The 15,033-nt window shown below is 68.9% G+C and carries 20 protein-coding genes and 1 riboswitch; of the genes, 14 read left to right on the top strand and 6 right to left on the bottom strand.

Features of this window, described 5'->3' with window-relative positions; translation table 11 throughout:
* On the bottom strand, positions 1–438 hold a 438-nt coding region (locus WC493_RS17385; RefSeq protein ID WP_373066885.1), incomplete at its 3' end, for a DUF192 domain-containing protein.
* A gap of 9 nt (positions 439–447) precedes the next feature.
* Positions 448–554: riboswitch (TPP riboswitch) on the top strand.
* Between WC493_RS17385 and WC493_RS17380 the strand changes: the two genes are divergently transcribed.
* The 3 genes from WC493_RS17380 (at position 545) to WC493_RS17370 (ending at position 3,021) form a co-directional block, all read left to right on the top strand.
* Positions 545–1,306: an ABC transporter ATP-binding protein gene (locus tag WC493_RS17380; protein ID WP_373066884.1), complete on the top strand. Its 762-nt coding sequence runs from the start codon at positions 545–547 to the stop codon at positions 1,304–1,306. Its footprint overlaps the riboswitch before it by 10 nt.
* Positions 1,303–2,076, top strand: a complete 774-nt coding sequence (locus WC493_RS17375) for an ABC transporter permease (RefSeq protein ID WP_373066882.1) — start codon at positions 1,303–1,305, stop codon at positions 2,074–2,076. Before WC493_RS17380 ends, WC493_RS17375 begins: the two co-directional genes overlap by 4 nt.
* A gap of 12 nt (positions 2,077–2,088) precedes the next feature.
* Positions 2,089–3,021 carry an ABC transporter substrate-binding protein gene (locus WC493_RS17370; protein ID WP_373066881.1) on the top strand — a complete coding sequence of 311 codons (933 nt, stop codon included), beginning with the start codon at positions 2,089–2,091 and terminating at the stop codon, positions 3,019–3,021.
* Between the two features lie 67 nt (positions 3,022–3,088).
* On the opposite strand, the gene WC493_RS17365 is transcribed toward WC493_RS17370, so the two are convergent.
* Positions 3,089–3,622, bottom strand: a complete 534-nt coding sequence (locus WC493_RS17365; protein WP_373066880.1) for a cold-shock protein — start codon at positions 3,620–3,622, stop codon at positions 3,089–3,091.
* A 291-nt stretch (positions 3,623–3,913) separates the two neighbouring features.
* On the opposite strand from WC493_RS17365, the gene WC493_RS17360 reads away from it, so the two are divergent.
* Genes WC493_RS17360 through WC493_RS17320 form a run of 9 tightly spaced genes read left to right on the top strand, consistent with a single transcriptional unit; the run spans position 3,914 to position 11,339 of the window.
* On the top strand, positions 3,914–4,405 hold the full coding sequence (locus WC493_RS17360) for a Na+/H+ antiporter subunit E (protein WP_373066879.1): 492 nt from the start codon (positions 3,914–3,916) through the stop codon (positions 4,403–4,405).
* Position 4,406: 1 nt separating this feature from the next.
* Complete coding sequence (locus WC493_RS17355; protein WP_373066877.1) at positions 4,407–4,664, top strand: monovalent cation/H+ antiporter complex subunit F; 258 nt, start codon at positions 4,407–4,409, stop codon at positions 4,662–4,664.
* Positions 4,661–5,014 carry a monovalent cation/H(+) antiporter subunit G gene (mnhG, locus tag WC493_RS17350; RefSeq protein ID WP_373066876.1) on the top strand — a complete coding sequence of 118 codons (354 nt, stop codon included), beginning with the start codon at positions 4,661–4,663 and terminating at the stop codon, positions 5,012–5,014. The genes WC493_RS17355 and mnhG overlap by 4 nt, the downstream gene beginning before the upstream one ends.
* Positions 5,015–5,017: 3 nt before the next feature.
* The gene (locus tag WC493_RS17345) at positions 5,018–5,992 is read left to right on the top strand and encodes a DUF4040 domain-containing protein (protein WP_373066875.1); all 975 of its coding nucleotides are present in this window, start codon (positions 5,018–5,020) and stop codon (positions 5,990–5,992) included.
* Positions 5,989–6,372 (top strand): cation:proton antiporter subunit C, encoded by a 384-nt coding sequence (locus WC493_RS17340; protein ID WP_373066874.1) that lies wholly within the window; start codon positions 5,989–5,991, stop codon positions 6,370–6,372. The genes WC493_RS17345 and WC493_RS17340 overlap by 4 nt, the downstream gene beginning before the upstream one ends.
* Positions 6,369–7,853, top strand: a complete 1,485-nt coding sequence (locus WC493_RS17335) for a proton-conducting transporter membrane subunit (RefSeq protein ID WP_373066872.1) — start codon at positions 6,369–6,371, stop codon at positions 7,851–7,853. Before WC493_RS17340 ends, WC493_RS17335 begins: the two co-directional genes overlap by 4 nt.
* Complete coding sequence (locus tag WC493_RS17330; protein ID WP_373066871.1) at positions 7,850–9,340, top strand: complex I subunit 5 family protein; 1,491 nt, start codon at positions 7,850–7,852, stop codon at positions 9,338–9,340. The genes WC493_RS17335 and WC493_RS17330 overlap by 4 nt, the downstream gene beginning before the upstream one ends.
* Positions 9,337–10,911 (top strand): proton-conducting transporter membrane subunit, encoded by a 1,575-nt coding sequence (locus WC493_RS17325; RefSeq protein ID WP_373066869.1) that lies wholly within the window; start codon positions 9,337–9,339, stop codon positions 10,909–10,911. The genes WC493_RS17330 and WC493_RS17325 overlap by 4 nt, the downstream gene beginning before the upstream one ends.
* Positions 10,912–10,931: 20 nt before the next feature.
* Positions 10,932–11,339: a DUF4149 domain-containing protein gene (locus tag WC493_RS17320; RefSeq protein ID WP_373066868.1), complete on the top strand. Its 408-nt coding sequence runs from the start codon at positions 10,932–10,934 to the stop codon at positions 11,337–11,339.
* On the opposite strand, the gene WC493_RS17315 is transcribed toward WC493_RS17320, so the two are convergent.
* A complete protein-coding gene (locus WC493_RS17315; RefSeq protein ID WP_373066867.1) occupies positions 11,336–12,511 on the bottom strand; it encodes an MFS transporter in 1,176 nt (391 codons plus the stop codon). The genes WC493_RS17320 and WC493_RS17315 overlap by 4 nt on opposite strands.
* 187 nt (positions 12,512–12,698) lie before the next feature.
* Between WC493_RS17315 and WC493_RS17310 the strand changes: the two genes are divergently transcribed.
* Positions 12,699–12,887 carry a hypothetical protein gene (locus WC493_RS17310; RefSeq protein WP_373066865.1) on the top strand — a complete coding sequence of 63 codons (189 nt, stop codon included), beginning with the start codon at positions 12,699–12,701 and terminating at the stop codon, positions 12,885–12,887.
* Here the strand turns inward: WC493_RS17310 and WC493_RS17305 are convergent.
* Genes WC493_RS17305 through WC493_RS17295 form a run of 3 tightly spaced genes read right to left on the bottom strand, consistent with a single transcriptional unit; the run spans position 12,884 to position 14,126 of the window.
* Positions 12,884–13,282, bottom strand: a complete 399-nt coding sequence (locus WC493_RS17305; protein WP_373066864.1) for a DUF2306 domain-containing protein — start codon at positions 13,280–13,282, stop codon at positions 12,884–12,886. The two genes, WC493_RS17310 and WC493_RS17305, sit on opposite strands and share 4 nt — an antisense overlap.
* Before the next feature lie 60 nt (positions 13,283–13,342).
* Positions 13,343–13,804 carry a GNAT family N-acetyltransferase gene (locus tag WC493_RS17300; protein ID WP_373066863.1) on the bottom strand — a complete coding sequence of 154 codons (462 nt, stop codon included), beginning with the start codon at positions 13,802–13,804 and terminating at the stop codon, positions 13,343–13,345.
* Positions 13,805–13,811: 7 nt separating this feature from the next.
* Entirely contained in the window at positions 13,812–14,126 is a 315-nt protein-coding gene (locus WC493_RS17295) for a DUF1476 domain-containing protein (RefSeq protein ID WP_373066862.1), read from the bottom strand.
* Between the two features lie 227 nt (positions 14,127–14,353).
* On the opposite strand from WC493_RS17295, the gene purC reads away from it, so the two are divergent.
* The coding region (purC, locus tag WC493_RS17290; protein ID WP_373066860.1) for a phosphoribosylaminoimidazolesuccinocarboxamide synthase at positions 14,354–15,033 on the top strand (680 nt) is incomplete at its 3' end.

Genomic DNA, 15,033 nt, shown 5'->3' with positions numbered 1-15,033 from the left:
CACTTCGAGCACGCCGACCGCCGGCCCGCCCGAGGGGATATAGGTCAGGCTGTAGGGCACCGCGTCGGCGGCGATATGGGTGATCGTGCCGTGGCCGTCCATGAAGAGCATGTCGAGCGCGATCGGCGTGTTCTTCATCCACATGGTGATCGCAGTGGGCCTGGCATAGAGGAAGATCATCCCGCCGTCCGCGGCCAGATGGTCGCGGAACATCAGGCCGCGCTCCCGCTCCTCCTCCGTCAAGGCCAGCTCGACCTGGAACAGGTGGCGTTGCCCGGCCGAGTCGACGATGGTCAGCGGCTCGACCGTGGCTGCCCTTCCGGCAGCCGGCACCACGAAGGCGAACAGAAGGGCCAGAACGGCAAAAAGGGAACGGCGCATGGTCATGCCGAGGACGGTGCCGCCGAGCCCCTTGCCCGTCAAGCGCCGACAGGTCATAGTCCGCCGATCTTCACTCGGGGGAGCCGGAGCGCCGGCTGAGAGGTTCCACGCGGAACGACCCCTAGAACCTGATCCGGTTCAGACCGGCGTAGGGATGGGTGCGATGGCTTCTTCTCCGTGTCCGGCCGGTGCCGGCGCGTCTCCTGCCGTATCGATTACCGGTGCCGACTTGCGCTTCGGCGCGACCTGCCATTTCGAGGGCCTGGACCTCGTCGTGGAGGCCGGCCGCACGACCTGCCTGCTCGGGCCGAGCGGGGTCGGCAAGTCGAGCCTGCTGCGTGCCCTGGCCGGCCTCGCCCCGGCCGGGTTGAGCGGGCGGATCGCGGCCGATGACGGGCGGCCGCTGGCCGGCCGGGTCGCCCTGATGGACCGGCGCGACTGCCTGGTGCCCTGGGCCTCCGTACTCGACAATGTGATGCTCGGGGCACGCCTGCGCGGCGATGCGGCCGAGCCCGAACGGGCTGCCGCCCTGCTCGGCCGCCTGGGCCTTCACGAGGCGCTGGCGCTCCGCCCGGCGGCGCTGTCGGGCGGCATGCGGCAGCGTGTGGCGCTCGCCCGCACGCTCTACGAGGCACGGCCGGTCATCCTGATGGACGAACCCTTTTCCGCCCTCGACGCCGTCACCCGCTATCGCCTGCAGGGCGAGACGGCGCGGGAGATCGCCGGGCGCACGGTCCTCCTCGTCACCCACGACCCGGGCGAGGCTTTGCGCCTGGGCGACCGGGTGCTGGTGCTGGCCGGGCGGCCGGCCCGGCTGACCGAGGTGGCGGTGCCGGCCGGGCCGCTGCCGCGCGATCCGGGTGCTGCCGATGTCGCCGCAGCGGAGTCGCGCCTGCTCGCCGCCCTCGCCGCGGAGGCCGCATGAAACAGATCGCCGCAGGGATCGCCACCCTCGCCCTTCTCGTCCTCTTCTGGCAGGTGGTGGTCTGGCTGGCCGCGCCACCGCCCTTCATCCTGCCCGGCCCGGCCGCGGTCGCCCGCGCGCTGATGGACCAGGGCGGCCTTCTGCTCCGCCACGGCTGGCTCACCCTCGTCGAGATCGTGGCCGGCATGGCGGTCGGCAGCCTGATGGGGATCGGCGCCGGCATCGGCCTCGGCGCCACACGCCACCTGCGCCACCTGCTGCTGCCGCTCGTCGTCGCCAGCCAGGCGATCCCGGTCTTCGCGGTAGCACCGCTCCTGGTGCTCTGGCTCGGCTTCGGCCTCGCCTCCAAGATCGCCATGGCCTCGCTGATCATCTTCTTCCCGGTCACCGTGGCCATGGCGGACGGCATCACCCGCCTCGATCCGGTCCTGGCCGACCAGGCAAGGGTGATGACCGGCGGCAGCGCCAGGCCGGGCCGGCGGCTTCGCCTGATCCGCCACCTCTACGGCCCCGCCGCCTTGCCGGCGCTCGCCTCGGGCCTGCGCATCGCCGCCGCCGTCGCCCCCATCGGCGCCGTGGTCGGAGAGTGGGTGGGGGCTGCCGGCGGCCTCGGCTGGCTCATGCTGCAGGCCAATGCCAGGGCCAGGATCGACCTGATGTTCGCCGCCCTGATCGTGCTCGCGGTCATGGCCGTCGCCCTCTACCGCCTGGTCGACGCCGGGCTTCGCCGCGCCGCCCCCTGGGCCGCGCCTCAATCCCCGATTTCCTGACGGAGGCATAAGATGAAGAAGACAATCGCCCTGGCCTTGGCGGGCCTGCTCGCGGCCGCGCCGGCCCTGGCGGCCGACAAGCTGACCGTGCTGCTCGACTGGGCGGTCAATCCCGACCATGCCGCCCTGGTCGCCGCCGAGAGCCAGGGCTATTTCAAGGCGCAGGGTCTCGATGTCGAACTGATCGCCCCGTCCGATCCCAACGACCCGCCCAAGCTGGTCGCCGCCGGCAAGGCCGATGTCGCCATCACCTATCAGCCGCAGCTTCTCCTCCTGGTCGACCAGGGCCTGCCACTCCGCCGCATCGCCACGCTGGTCGACACGCCGCTGAACAGCGTCGCCGTGCTGGCCGACGGGCCGGTGAAGACGCTGGCCGACCTGAAGGGCCGCAGGATCGGCTATTCGGTGGCGGGCTTCGAGGATGCCCTGCTCGGCGCCATGCTGGCCGAGGCCGGCCTGAAGACGTCCGACGTCGAGCTGGTGAACGTCAATTTCTCCCTGGCGCCGGCCCTGGCTTCCGGTCAGGTCGATGCGGTGATCGGCGCCTACCGCAATTTCGAGATCCCGGAAATGGCGCTCCTGGGCAAGCCGGCGCGGATCTTCGCGGTCGAGGATCACGGCGTGCCGGCCTATGACGAGCTGATCGCCGTGGTCGCGGCCGACAAGGCGGCGGACCCGCGCCTGCCCCGTTTCGTCGCCGCCTTGGAACAGGGCGCCACCTATGTCCTGAACCACCCGGAGGACGCCTGGGCCGGCTTCGTCAAGGCCTACCCGGACCTGAACGACGACCTCGACCGCCAAGCCTACACCTTGACCGTGCCGCGCCTGGCGGCCTCGCCCGCGGCGCTGGACCCCGGCCGCTACACCCGCCTCGCCGCCTTCTTGAAGCAGGCCGGCCTGATCAAGACGGCGGGCAAGCCGTCTGACTATGCCCTGATGCCCTGAAGACAAAAGAACGGCGCGTACCCTGCCCGGGACGCGCCGTCGGCATAGTTCGCGAGGAACCGGATGCCTAGTTCGGTTTCAATTCGGCGACCTGCGGTCCCTTGTCGCTCTCGACGATGCGGACCGAGACGGCCTGGCCGGGCGCCACTTCGGCGACGCCGGACCTGCGCAAGACTTCCATATGGACGAAGATGTCGGGCGTTCCCTCGCCGCGCGAGACGAAGCCGTAGCCGCGCGCGCGATTGAACCATTTCACCATCGCGGAGACCGGCGGACCGGCTTCCTCGACCTGCGGCAGGGCGCGCCTGGGCGGCGGCCTCAGCCGGTCGCTGGGCAGGGCGGTCGACGGATCATGGTCGATCACCCTGAGGGCCTGGAAGCCCTTGGGCCGGCGGACCGCCTCGCAGCGCACCGTCGCCCCCTCGTCGACATGATCGAGTCCCGCCTGGCGAAGGGCCGACAAATGCAGCAGCACGTCCCCCTGGCCATCACCCGGCGTGACGAAGCCGTAGCCCTTCGTCATGTCGAACCATTTCACGCGTCCGGAGATTTCGATTGTGGCGATATCGGCGCCGCCACTCGCCGCCATGATGTGTTCCATGAGCAACTCTTCCCACACTGAAAAGATGACGGGCAGGTCACCTTTTCGGGCTATCCCCCTATTTTTACGCGCAGATTTTCCTGCGTTCTTGTGACGCCATATTCCCACCGTGACCCGATCCTGTCACGAAGAATGATTTTTGCCTGTGAAGTCAAATTGCTCCCAAATGGATGCAGAATTGCTGCGTCGCGAAGGCTTCGCTGCCCCGCAACACGTCACAGGGTTCCCATTACGGCCCGGATAAGCCAGACTGGCCCGAAGTTGAAACCAGACGGTCTGAAAGGGAGACTGGTGGCACAAAGACTGTTGCTGGGGGCGACCTTCTATCTTCTCTGGGTCGCGCTCTCGGGCCACTTCTCGCCTTTTCTTCTGGTCACGTCCGTCCTGTCGGTCGCCGGTGTCGTCCTGCTGCTCATTCATCTCGGCCTGATCGCAAAGGAATACCAGCCTTTCGCTCTGGTTGCATCACTTGTCGTCTATTGGGGCTGGCTGCTGGTCGAGATCGCCAAATCGAACCTGGACGTCGCCCGTTGCGTGCTCGGCCTCGGCCGCCCGGCGACGCCGACCATGGCCTGGATACCGGCGCCGCAGAAGACCGAGCTTTGCCGCACCCTCTACGCCAATTCGATCACCCTGACCCCGGGCACCGTCACCGTGCTCGCCGAGGGCGATCATTTCCTGGTCCATGCGCTGCATCGCGAAGGCATTGCGGCGCTGAATACCGGCGAGATGGCGCGGCGATGCACCGATCTGGACGAAAATTTCCGCGGGCGGACCGCCTGAAATGTTCTACGGCGCCGCCATCGCCCTGTTCGCCTGCTTCGCGCTCGCCTTGATTCGGGCCTTCGCCGGGCCTTCGGTGTTCGACCGCGTGCTGGCCCTCAACATGATCGGCACCAAGACGATCCTGCTGATCGCCGTACTGGGCTTCGCCACCGACCGTTACGATTTCATCGATATCGCGTTGGTCTACGCCGTTCTGAACCTGATCGGCACCGTGGCGCTACTGCGCTTCCTGACCGCGGACAAGGAGGCATCGTGAGCGCGGGCGAGATCCTCGACCTCGCCCGCCGCCTGCTCGGCGAAGGGCTGCTCGGGCTCGGCGCGCTCGCCGTGCTGGTCGGCGCCATCGGCCTGCTGCGCCTGCCCGATTTCTACACCCGCGCCCATGCCGGCGGCGTCACCGATACCGCCGGGGCGATTTCCATGTTGACCGGCCTCGCCCTGCTGGCGCCGGACCCGCTGGTCTCCCTGAAGCTGCTGATCGTGCTCGCCGTCTCGCTCTTCGCTTCGCCGACGAGCTGCCATGCGCTGGCCCGGGCGGCCTTCCGCTCCGGCCATCGGCCGGCGCTCCACGGCAACCGTCTGCCGCCGGCGGCACCGGGGGAATAGGCCTTGGAACAATTCCTGATGATCGGCCTTCTGGCCGCCCTGGCGGCGATCGCGGTCGCCGTCGCCTTCATGCGCGACCTCCTGGTCGTCGCCATGCTGTCGAGCATTTTCAGCTTCGCCTGCTGCGCCCTCTTCGTGCTGTTCGATGCGCCCGACGTCGCCTTCACCGAGGCTTGCATCGGCGCCGGCGTCTCCACCGTCTTGACCCTGGCGGCACTGCGCCTGACCGGCCGGCAGGAACGCCGCAGCGGCCGGCCGGCCACCGCGATCGCCGCCATGGTCGCCACTGTCTGCGGCCTGGCGCTGGTCTATGGTTCGCTCGACCTGCCGCGTTTCGGCGATCCCCGCGCGCCCGCCAACGGCCATGTCGCGCCCCACTACCTGACCCGGAGCGAGGGCGAGATCGGCATTCCCAATGTCGTCACCTCCGTGCTCGGCAGCTACCGCGGCTATGACACGTTGGGTGAGACGGTGGTGGTGTTCACCGCCGCCCTCGGTGTCCTGCTGCTGATCGGCGGGGCGCAGGCCCGGCCGGGCAAGCGGGGCGAGGCGCCGGCCCGGGCCGACCGCGACGTGGTCCTGCGCGCGATCGCCACGCTCTTCGTGCCGATGACCCTGTTCCTCGCCCCCTATGTCCAGTTCCACGGCGCCTACAGCCCGGGCGGCGGCTTCCAGGCCGGCGCCATCCTGGGCGGCGCCCTGATCCTCTACGGCCTGGTCTTCGGGGTCGAGCGGCTGAACCGCCTGGTGCCGGAAGCCGTCCTCCGGGTCATCGCCACCCTCGGCGTACTGACCTACGGCGGCACTGGACTGGTCACCCTGGCGCTGGGCAAGGGCTTCCTCGACTACGACGCCTTCGGGACGCGGCCGGTCGGCCAGCAGATCGGCCTGACCGTGATCGAACTCGGCGTCTTCATGACCGTGGGCGCCGTCATGACCCTGCTGTTCCAGCGCTTCGCCGGCCGGGGTGAGGCATGAAGGACCTGGTCGGACTCTTCCCCTATTGGGCCGTCGCCCTGTTGATGATGACAGGGCTCTATATCGTCATCGCCCAGGGCAATCTCGTGAAGAAACTGATCGGCCTCGGCATCTTCCAGGTCTCGGTCTTCGTCCTCTATATCGCCATGGGGGTCGTCTCGGGCGGCACGCCGCCGATCCTGGAAACCGGCTTCGTCACCTATTCCAACCCGTTGCCCTCGGTGCTGATCCTGACCGCCATCGTGGTCGGCGTCGCCACGCTGGCGGTCGGCCTCGCCCTGGCCGTCCGCATCCGTGAGAGTTTCGGCACCGTCGAAGAGGACGAGCTGTTGCCCCTGACCGAGCCCGAGGCCCCGGCCGACGCGGAGCCTCACGCATGAGCGTGCTCGATCACGCGCCGGTGCTGGTGGTCGTCCTGCCCCTGCTGACGGCCCCGATCATCGCCTTGCTGCGCAGCGCCCGGGTGGCGGGGGTCGCCACTTTCGTGGTCGCCGCCCTCGATGCCGCCCTCGCCTTCGTACTGTTCGCCCGGACGCTCGACGGCAGTGTGATCTCCTATGCCATGGGCGGCTGGGCGCCGCCCATCGGCATCGAATACCGGATCGACCTGCTGTCGGCCGTGATGGCTTGCCTGACCAGCTTCAGCGCCGCCCTGGTGGCCTGGTTCCTGCCCGTCTCGATCGCCCCAGAGGTGACGCCGGGCGACCGCCCCCGCCTGTTCGCCGCCTTCCTGCTCTGCCTCGCCGGACTGACCGGCATGGTGGTCACGGGCGACCTGTTCAATGTCTTCGTCTTCCTCGAGATTTCGTCGCTCGCGACCTATGTGCTGATCGCGGCCGGCGCAGGGCGGGACCGGCGGGCACTCACCGCCGCCTTCGACTACCTGATCCTGGGCGCCGTCGGGGCGACCTTCGTGGTGATCGGCATCGCCTTCCTCTATGTCGTCACCGGTACGCTGAACATGGCCGACCTCGGCAACCGCTTGCCGCTCGCGGGCAAGCGGGCGGGCGTGGTCGGGGCGAGCTTCCTCTTCGTCGGCCTCGCCCTGAAGACGGCGATGATGCCGCTGCACCGCTGGCTGCCCAACGCCTATACCTTCGCCCCCGCCGCGGTGACCACCTTCCTGGCCATGACCGCGACCAAGGTGGCGCTCTATCTGATGATCCGCCTGGCGGTGCTGGTCTTCGGCACGCCGGACGAAATCGGGCGGATCAATTTCGCCACCGTTCTGCCGCCGATCGGCCTCGTCATGCTGATCGCGGGTTCGGCCCTCGCCGTCGTCTCGGCCGACCTCAAGCGTCTGCTGGCCTTTTCCTCGATCGCCAATCTCGGGCTGATGCTGGTCGCCCTCGGCCTCGGCGGGGCGGCGGGGATCGCCGCCGCCCTGGTCAACCTGATCAACCACGCGGTGATCAAGGGCGGCATGTTCGCGACCGTCGCCGGCATCGTGCACCGAAGGGGCTCCAGCCGGATGGACAGCCTGGCCGGCCTGTCGCGCGAAATGCCCTTCGCCTTCGTCTTCCTGATGATCGGCGGCATGGGCCTGATCGGCGTGCCGCTGACCGCCGGCTTCGTCTCGAAGCTCCTCGTCGTCAAGACGGCCTTCGACCTCGGGCAGACCATGATCGCCGCCGGCGTCCTGCTGTCCTCGCTGATTTCGGTCGTCTATGTCTGGCGCATCGTCGAGGCCTGCATGATCGCCAAACCGGCAAAGCCCGGCCGGCGCCACGATGTGCATCCGATCTTCGCCGCCCCCATGGCCCTGCTCGGCGTCGGCACGCTGGCGCTCGGCATCGAGGGCGGCCCCCTGCTCGATGTGGCGACAAGGATCGCCGCCGCCCTGACCGGGGGTGCGTCGTGAGCGGCGCCGGCTTGATGCTCGCCGCCCTGGCCCTGCCGCTCGCGACCGCGCTGCTGATCGCCCTGGTGGGCGAGCGCCGCCCGGACCTCCGCGAGGCAGTGACCCTGGCCGGTGCCACCGCCCTGGCCATCACCGTGGCCCTGATGATCGCCGGCTTCGACAGCGCCACGGCAGCCCCCCTGGTGCTGGCCACGCTGGTCCCCGGCTTTTCGCTGACCCTGAAGGCGGAACCGATCGGCCTCGTCTTCGCCGGGGTGGCTTCCGGCCTCTGGATCCTGAATTCGCTCTATTCGATCGGCTACATGCGGGCCGAGCATGCGCCGCGCCAGACCCGCTTCTATGCCTGTTTCGCCCTTGCCCTCTCGGCCGCCATGGCGATCGCGCTGTCCGGCAACCTGGCGACCCTGTTCGTCGCCTATGAAATCCTCACCCTGGTGACCTATCCCCTGGTGGTCCATTGGCAGACCGAGGGGGCGATCGAGGGCGCCCGGCGCTATCTCGCCTATCTCCTGGCGACCTCGCTGGTGCCCTTCATGGCGGCGCTGGTCTGGACCTGGGTCGCCGCCGGCACGCTGGATTTCACCCCCGGCGGCATTCTGGCCGGCAAGGTTTCGGCCGCGCTGATGCCCGTCCTCCTCGGTCTCTATGCTTACGGCGTCGGCAAGGCCGCCTTGATGCCGCTGCACGGCTGGCTGCCCGCCGCCATGGTGGCGCCGACCCCGGTTTCCGCCCTGCTCCATGCCGTCGCCGTGGTGAAGGCTGGCGTCTTCACCCTGCTGAAGATCGCGGTCTATATCTTCGGCCTGCCCACGATGGCGGCGGCCGGGGACTGGCTGGTCTGGGTCGCCGGGGGAAGCGTGATCGCGGCCAGCCTGATCGCCATGACCAAGGACGATCTCAAGGCCCGGCTCGCCTATTCGACCGTGGCCCAGCTCGCCCTGGTGACGCTGGCCGTGGCCCTGGGCGAGCCCCTGGCCATCGCCGCCGGGGTGCTGCAGCTCGTCATGCATGCCTGGGGCAAGATCACGCTGTTCTTCGGCGCGGGCGCCATCCAGATCGCCACCCACAAGAAGAAGCTCTCGGAAATCGCCGGGATCGGGGCGCAGATGCCGCTGCTGATCGTCTCCTTCCTGGGCGGGGCGCTCTCGGTCGCCGGCCTGCCGCCCTTCGGCGGCATGTGGCCCAAGTATCTGCTGCTCGAAGCGGCGGCCGGGCGGCACATGGTGCTGCTCGTCGTCTGCCTAGGCCTTTCCACCCTGTTGACCCTCGGCTATCTCCTGCCGGTCGTGATCACCGCTCTCTTCCGTAAGCCGCGCGACGAGGATCCCCACGCCCTGCCGGACACGGGCCACGAGCCGTCCCCCCTACCCCTGCTCGCGCTGCTGCCGCCGGTGATCACCGCGGCCGGCTGCATCCTGCTGTTCCTGGCAGCGCCGGCGATTCTCGCCTTCATCGCCCCGGCGATCGGGCTGGAGACGTTGCCATGACGGAGATGGCGCACGCGCTCCTCGGCGGCGGCCTGCCGCCCGGCTGGCCGCTGCTGCTGGCCGGCCTGATCGCCTTTGCCGTGCGGAGCGAGGTCATCGGCCGGCTCGCCGGCATCGCCGGCCTGTGCGCCAGCCTGGCACTGGTCCCCGACCTGGCGGCGGCAGCCAACCTCCTGCCGCTGGAACTCGCCTTGATGGTGACCTTCCACCTCGTGGTCGGCATCGGCATCCTGTTCGCCGGTCAGCGGCCGGACCGGATCGCGGTCGCCGGCGGCCTGATCGCCGGGGGAGCCGCGCTGGCGGCGCTGGCGGCCCGCACCCTGCTCGGCTTCGCGATCTGGACCGAGGTGATCGCGCTGGCTTCCGCCTTCATCGTCATGGCAGGCGGCACCCCGCGCGCGCTCAGTGCCGGCCTCGCCTATCTGCTGCTCCAGGTGACCGCGGGGGTGCTGCTGCTGATCGCCGCCGCCCTCGGCCAGATGGATGCGCCGGTCGTGCTGTGGCTGCTGTTCGCGGCCTTTTGCCTCAAGGTCGCGGTGCCCCCGGTGCACGGCTGGCTGGTCGCGGCCTATCCGGCCGCCAGTCCGACCGGCTCGCTCTTCCTCGCCGCCTTCGCCACCAAGGTCGCGGTGGTCAGTCTGGGCGCCGCCCTCGCGGGGGCCGAGCCGCTGCTCTGGCTCGGCCTCGTGATGGCGGTCGGGGCCGCCATCCCCATGCTGTTCGAAGCCCATTGGCGGCGCGCCCTGTCCTGGTCGCTGGTCAGCCAGCTCGGCGTCATGGTCGCCGGTATCGGCCTCGGCAGCCCGGAAGCGATGCAGGGCGTCGTCCTGCTCGCGATCGGCCATATTCTCTATTCGACGCTGCTGTTCCTGGCCGCCGGTTCGCTGGAAATCCGGGACGGAAAGGCGCCCCGGGGGCTTCGCGTCCTCGCCCTGCTCGGCGCCCTGTCGATCGGCCTGCCCGGGCTCGCCGGCTATGGCGGCAAGGCGCTGATCGGCGAAGCGCTGATCCATCACCACATGGCCTGGGCCGATTATGTGATCGTCGTGGTGGGCGCCCTGGTCTTCGCCGCGGTCGGTCTCCGCCCGCTGGTCGAGCGCTGCACGCCTGCCCCCGGCGCGCCCTGGATCAGCCTGCGCGAGGCCGCCGCCACGGCGCTCCTGGTCGCCGGCAGCCTGCTCGTCGGGCTGTTCGGGCCGCTGATCGCGCCTGCGGCCTCGGTCGCCTGGCACGCCGGGCCGCTGATCGTCCAGGCAATCGCCCTTTCGCTGGCTTGCCTTACCATGGTGCCGGCGGTGCGGCGGCGCTGGCCGCAATGGCCCGATGCGCTCGATTTCCTGGCCTTGCCGAAGCCCGCCTGGGTCACCGGCGCCATCACGGGCCTCACGGTCTTCGGCGAGATGCTGAGCCGCATCGGCGCGGTCGCGAGTGCGCTCACCGCTGCGATCGGCCGGACCGGCGGGCGCCTTTTGCTGGCGACGGCGCGGGGCCTCACGGCCGGCGGGCTCGGCGACGGCGTGCTGTGGGCACTTGCCTTGTTGACCGTCGCGCTTATCGTCTCCTTCGGCTGAGACGGAACAGAAAGACAAGCATGGGCACCTTCGCCGGCCTACTGGCCAGCCTCGCCTTCGGCGGCATGGCCTTCTTCACCTTCGTGATGGCGCCCCTCGTGTTCGGCAAGCTGGGGCCGGAACAGGCCGGGCGCTTCATGCGCGACGCCTTCGCCGTCTATTACCCCGCCATGGCGGTGCTGACCGGGACTTCCGCCCTGACCGTGCCGCCACTCTGGATGGGGGCCGTGTTGGCCTTGACCGCCATCGGCTTCCTGGTCGGCCACCTGCTGCTCCGGCCCGAGATCAATGCCCTGAGCGACCGCAAGGCGGCCGGCGACGTCGAAGCGATCGCCCCGTTCCGTCGCCTGCACGGCGTCAGCCAGGCCCTGAACCTCGTCCAGTTCCTGGCCCTGCTGATCGTGGTCGGCGCGCTGCTGAACCGTTAGGTCGTCGGCCGCCACAGGACGTGCAGGGCGAGGCCCAGCACCGAGGCGCCGAGCCCCAGCATCGAAACGGCGATCCAGCCCCCCTGCACCCAGGCGACGCTGGCCGCCGCCGAACCGACCGCGCCGACGCTGAACAGCGTGGTCATGAACACCGTGTTGATGCGGCTGCGCGCCGCCGGTTCCAGGGCGAAAATGCGCGCCTGATGGGCGACCATGGAGAGCTGCACGCCGAAATCGACCACGATCACCCCGACCACCAGGCCGGCGACCGAGGGCACGAAGGCGAAATCGATGAAGCCGAGCGCCACGGCGACGAGGCCGGCCCCGATCACCAGGGCGGGCCCCCGGGTATCGGCCAGCCGGCCGGCGACCGGCGCTGCGAAGACGCCGACCAAGGCGAGCACGCCGAACAGGCCGGCGGCATCGGCGCCGAGGTGGAATGGCGGCCCCTCGAGATAGAGCGCCAAGGTCGACCAGAAGACCGAGAAGCCCCAGAACTGCGTCGCCTGTACCAGGGACGACTTGACCAGCAGCGGATGGCGCCGCGCGACATCGACGATCGAGCCGAGCAGCGACAGATAGCGGGCGTCGGAACGGGCGCCGCCCCGGGGCAGGATCGTGCCCAACATGGCGGCGAGGCCGAGGGTGAGCAGCGCCCCCGCCCAATAAGCTGCGCGCCAGCCGAGATGTTCGCCGATCACGCCGGAAAAGACCCGGGCGAGCAGGATGCCGCCGAGCAGGCCGCTCATCACGATGCCCACCACCTGGCCGCGGCTCCGGTCGTCGGCCAGGGCGGCGGCGAAGGGAATGATCTGCTGCGCGATGGTCGAGGCGACGCCGATCGCGACCGAGGCGACGAGCACGGCGGAAAACCCGGGTGCCAGCGCCATGACCACCAGGGCCACGGTCAGGGCCGCCGCCTGCGCCAGAATCAGGCGCCGGCGATCGAGCGCGTCGCCCAGCGGCACGAGCAGGAGCAGGCCCAGCGCATAGCCGATCTGCGTCGCCGTCGGCACCAGGCCGACCGCCCCGGGCGAAACCCCGAAATCGGCAGCGATCAGACCGAGCAGCGGCTGGTTGTAATAGAGGTTGGCGACGGCGACGCCGCAGCCGACCGCCATGGCCAGAAAGATCCGGCGGCCGGCCGGGACGGGGGAAACGCTGGTCGTCATGGCCGCAGAATATCCGAGCATATTGGTCGGGTTAACGGCCAGGCCCGCCGTAGCCCCTTGCACCCCATGCATGAGCTGTGGCAGCGACGCCACATTCGCAACGGAGTGATGCAGGTCACGGATCTTTCATACGGGAAGGCGCATTGATGTTGTGACGCTATCGTCAAACAACAATGAGCCCAAGAAGATGAGCCCCGTCGCCGTCACCCGTCCCGCCACCGAAGCCGCCGCCCCGGCCGCTACGCCCGCTGCCGCCCAACCGGCCGTCGTCGTGCCGCTACGCAAGCGCGAGACCCGCCTCGTCCAGGCGGCCTCCACCGGCGTCAGCGGCGCCTGCACCGGCATGGTGGTCTTCGCCGACGAATTGCCGCGCTAAGACCCGAACACGACCGCATTCATGATGCGGCCGGGCATGAAGGCAAAGATGCCCGCCGCACCGAGAGCACCGAAGTAGAGCAGCAGCACGGCGCGCCTGTGCCGAGTGACGTCGCCGCGCCGTGCCCGCGCGACCAGGATCGGCAGGCCGATCAGGGTGGCGAGCGAGAGAATGTGGATCGGGCTGAAATCCCCGACCAGGCGGAGTTCGTGGATCCAGAACGAGCCGAGCGCCACAACGCCCATGGTCAGGGCCCAGAGCCAGCCCATCACCCGGTGCGGCACCGTGCCCTTGGGGCCGAGCAGGATGCCGGCGCCGATGCCGAGCGCGAGCAGCGCCGCGGCGACATGAACCTGGATCGCGATCGAAGCATTCAAGAGCGGCGCCAGCGACATGTTCCCTCCCCCGCGGACGAGGGAATTGGAACGCAGGCGAGCCCGGCCGTCGTCGTCCGTTCAGCGGAGGTGGCGGCGTTCCATGAAGATGCTGTGGGGATCGGCGACATATTCGCCGAAGGGTCCCCGCTCGGCGAAGCCGAAGGAGCGGTAGAGGCTCAGCGCTTCGGCATTGCGCACCCCGGTCTCCAGGCGGATCACGGTGATGTCGGCCTGCGCCGCGAGCTGGAGCAGCGCATTCAGGATCTCGCGCCCCAGGCCCTTGCCGCGGGCTTCGGGGGCGATATACATGCGCTTGATCTCGCCGTAGCCCGGGCGCGGCAGCAGGCCGCCGGTGCCGACGGCGACGCCGTCCCGGCGGGCGACCACGAATTTCGTGCCCGCGGCCTTCAGTTCCGCGATCGAGAGCAGATGGTTGCTCTCGGCCGGGTAGAGGTCGGCGTGGAAATTGTCCAGCGCCCGAATCAGCGCCGCAACCTCCGGCTGGTCGGGCGCCTCCTCGGTGACGGTGACCTGGGCCACCGCCAACTCACTCCAGCTCCGCGAGGATCTGGCCGTTGAGGGATTCGATTTCCATCCGGATATGCCGGTCGGTCAGATCCAGGCCCTTGGCCTTGAAATCGCCCAGCACCTTGCGGATCACGTCCTCGTCACCCGCTTCGACGAAATCGGCGACCACGACTTCCTTGGCATAGGCGTCGGCGGCCTCGCCCGATAGGCCGAGCTTGCCCGCCGCCCACAGGCCGAGAAGCTTGTTCCGCCGGGCAACGGCGCGGAAACGCTTTTCCTCGTCATGCGCGAACTTGGCTTCGAAGCCCTTCTCGCGCTCACCAAAATCGGCCATGGCAACCCCCTGGACAGAACTGGATCCTTTGCCGGGATATAAGGCGATCGGACCTGTGCTTGGCAAGGCCCCCGTGCGTGCACAAAACGCGATGATCGCCGCATTGTTTCCCGCGGCAACGTCCTGTATGGTCCCGCTTCGCGCGGAGCCCCACGGGCTTGACCGCGCCGGCTTCGTTTTCTCGACTGGCAGCCGTGTTCCGGATCTGCCAGAGGACCATACCACTCATGAGCCGCCGCAAGCAGATTTACGAGGGCAAGGCGAAGATCCTTTACGAAGGACCCGAGCCCGGCACCCTGGTGCAGTATTTCAAGGATGATGCAACCGCCTTCAACAACCAGAAGAAGGGGACGGTCACGGGCAAGGGCGTGATCAACAATCGCATCTCCGAATACATCATGACCCTGCTGAACGAGATCGGTGTTCCGACGCATTTCATCCGCCGGCTGAACATGCGCGAACAGCTGATCAAGGAAGTCGAGATCATCCCGCTCGAAGTCGTGGTGCGTAACGTCGCCGCAGGCTCGCTGTCGACCCGTCTCGGCATTCCGGAAGGCACCCAGCTGCCCCGTTCGATCGTCGAATTCTTCTACAAGGCCGACGAGCTGAACGACCCGATGGTGACCGAAGAGCATATCACCGCCTTCGGCTGGGCCACGCCCCAGGACATCGACGACATTCTGGCCCTGGCGCTCCGCGTCAACGACTTCCTCGTCGGCCTGTTCCTCGGCGTCGGCATCCGCCTGGTCGATTTCAAGATGGAATTCGGCCGGCTGTGGCAGAACGACGAGATGCGCATCGTCCTCGCTGACGAGATCAGCCCGGACAATTGCCGCCTGTGGGACATCCGCACCAACGAGAAGCTGGACAAGGACCGCTTCCGTCGCGATCTCGGCGGCACCGCCGA

It is taken from the genome of Zavarzinia sp., from assembly GCF_041650655.1.
Classification (GTDB): Bacteria; Pseudomonadota; Alphaproteobacteria; order Zavarziniales; family Zavarziniaceae; genus Zavarzinia.
This window is presented reverse-complemented; position numbering and strand designations above follow the sequence as displayed.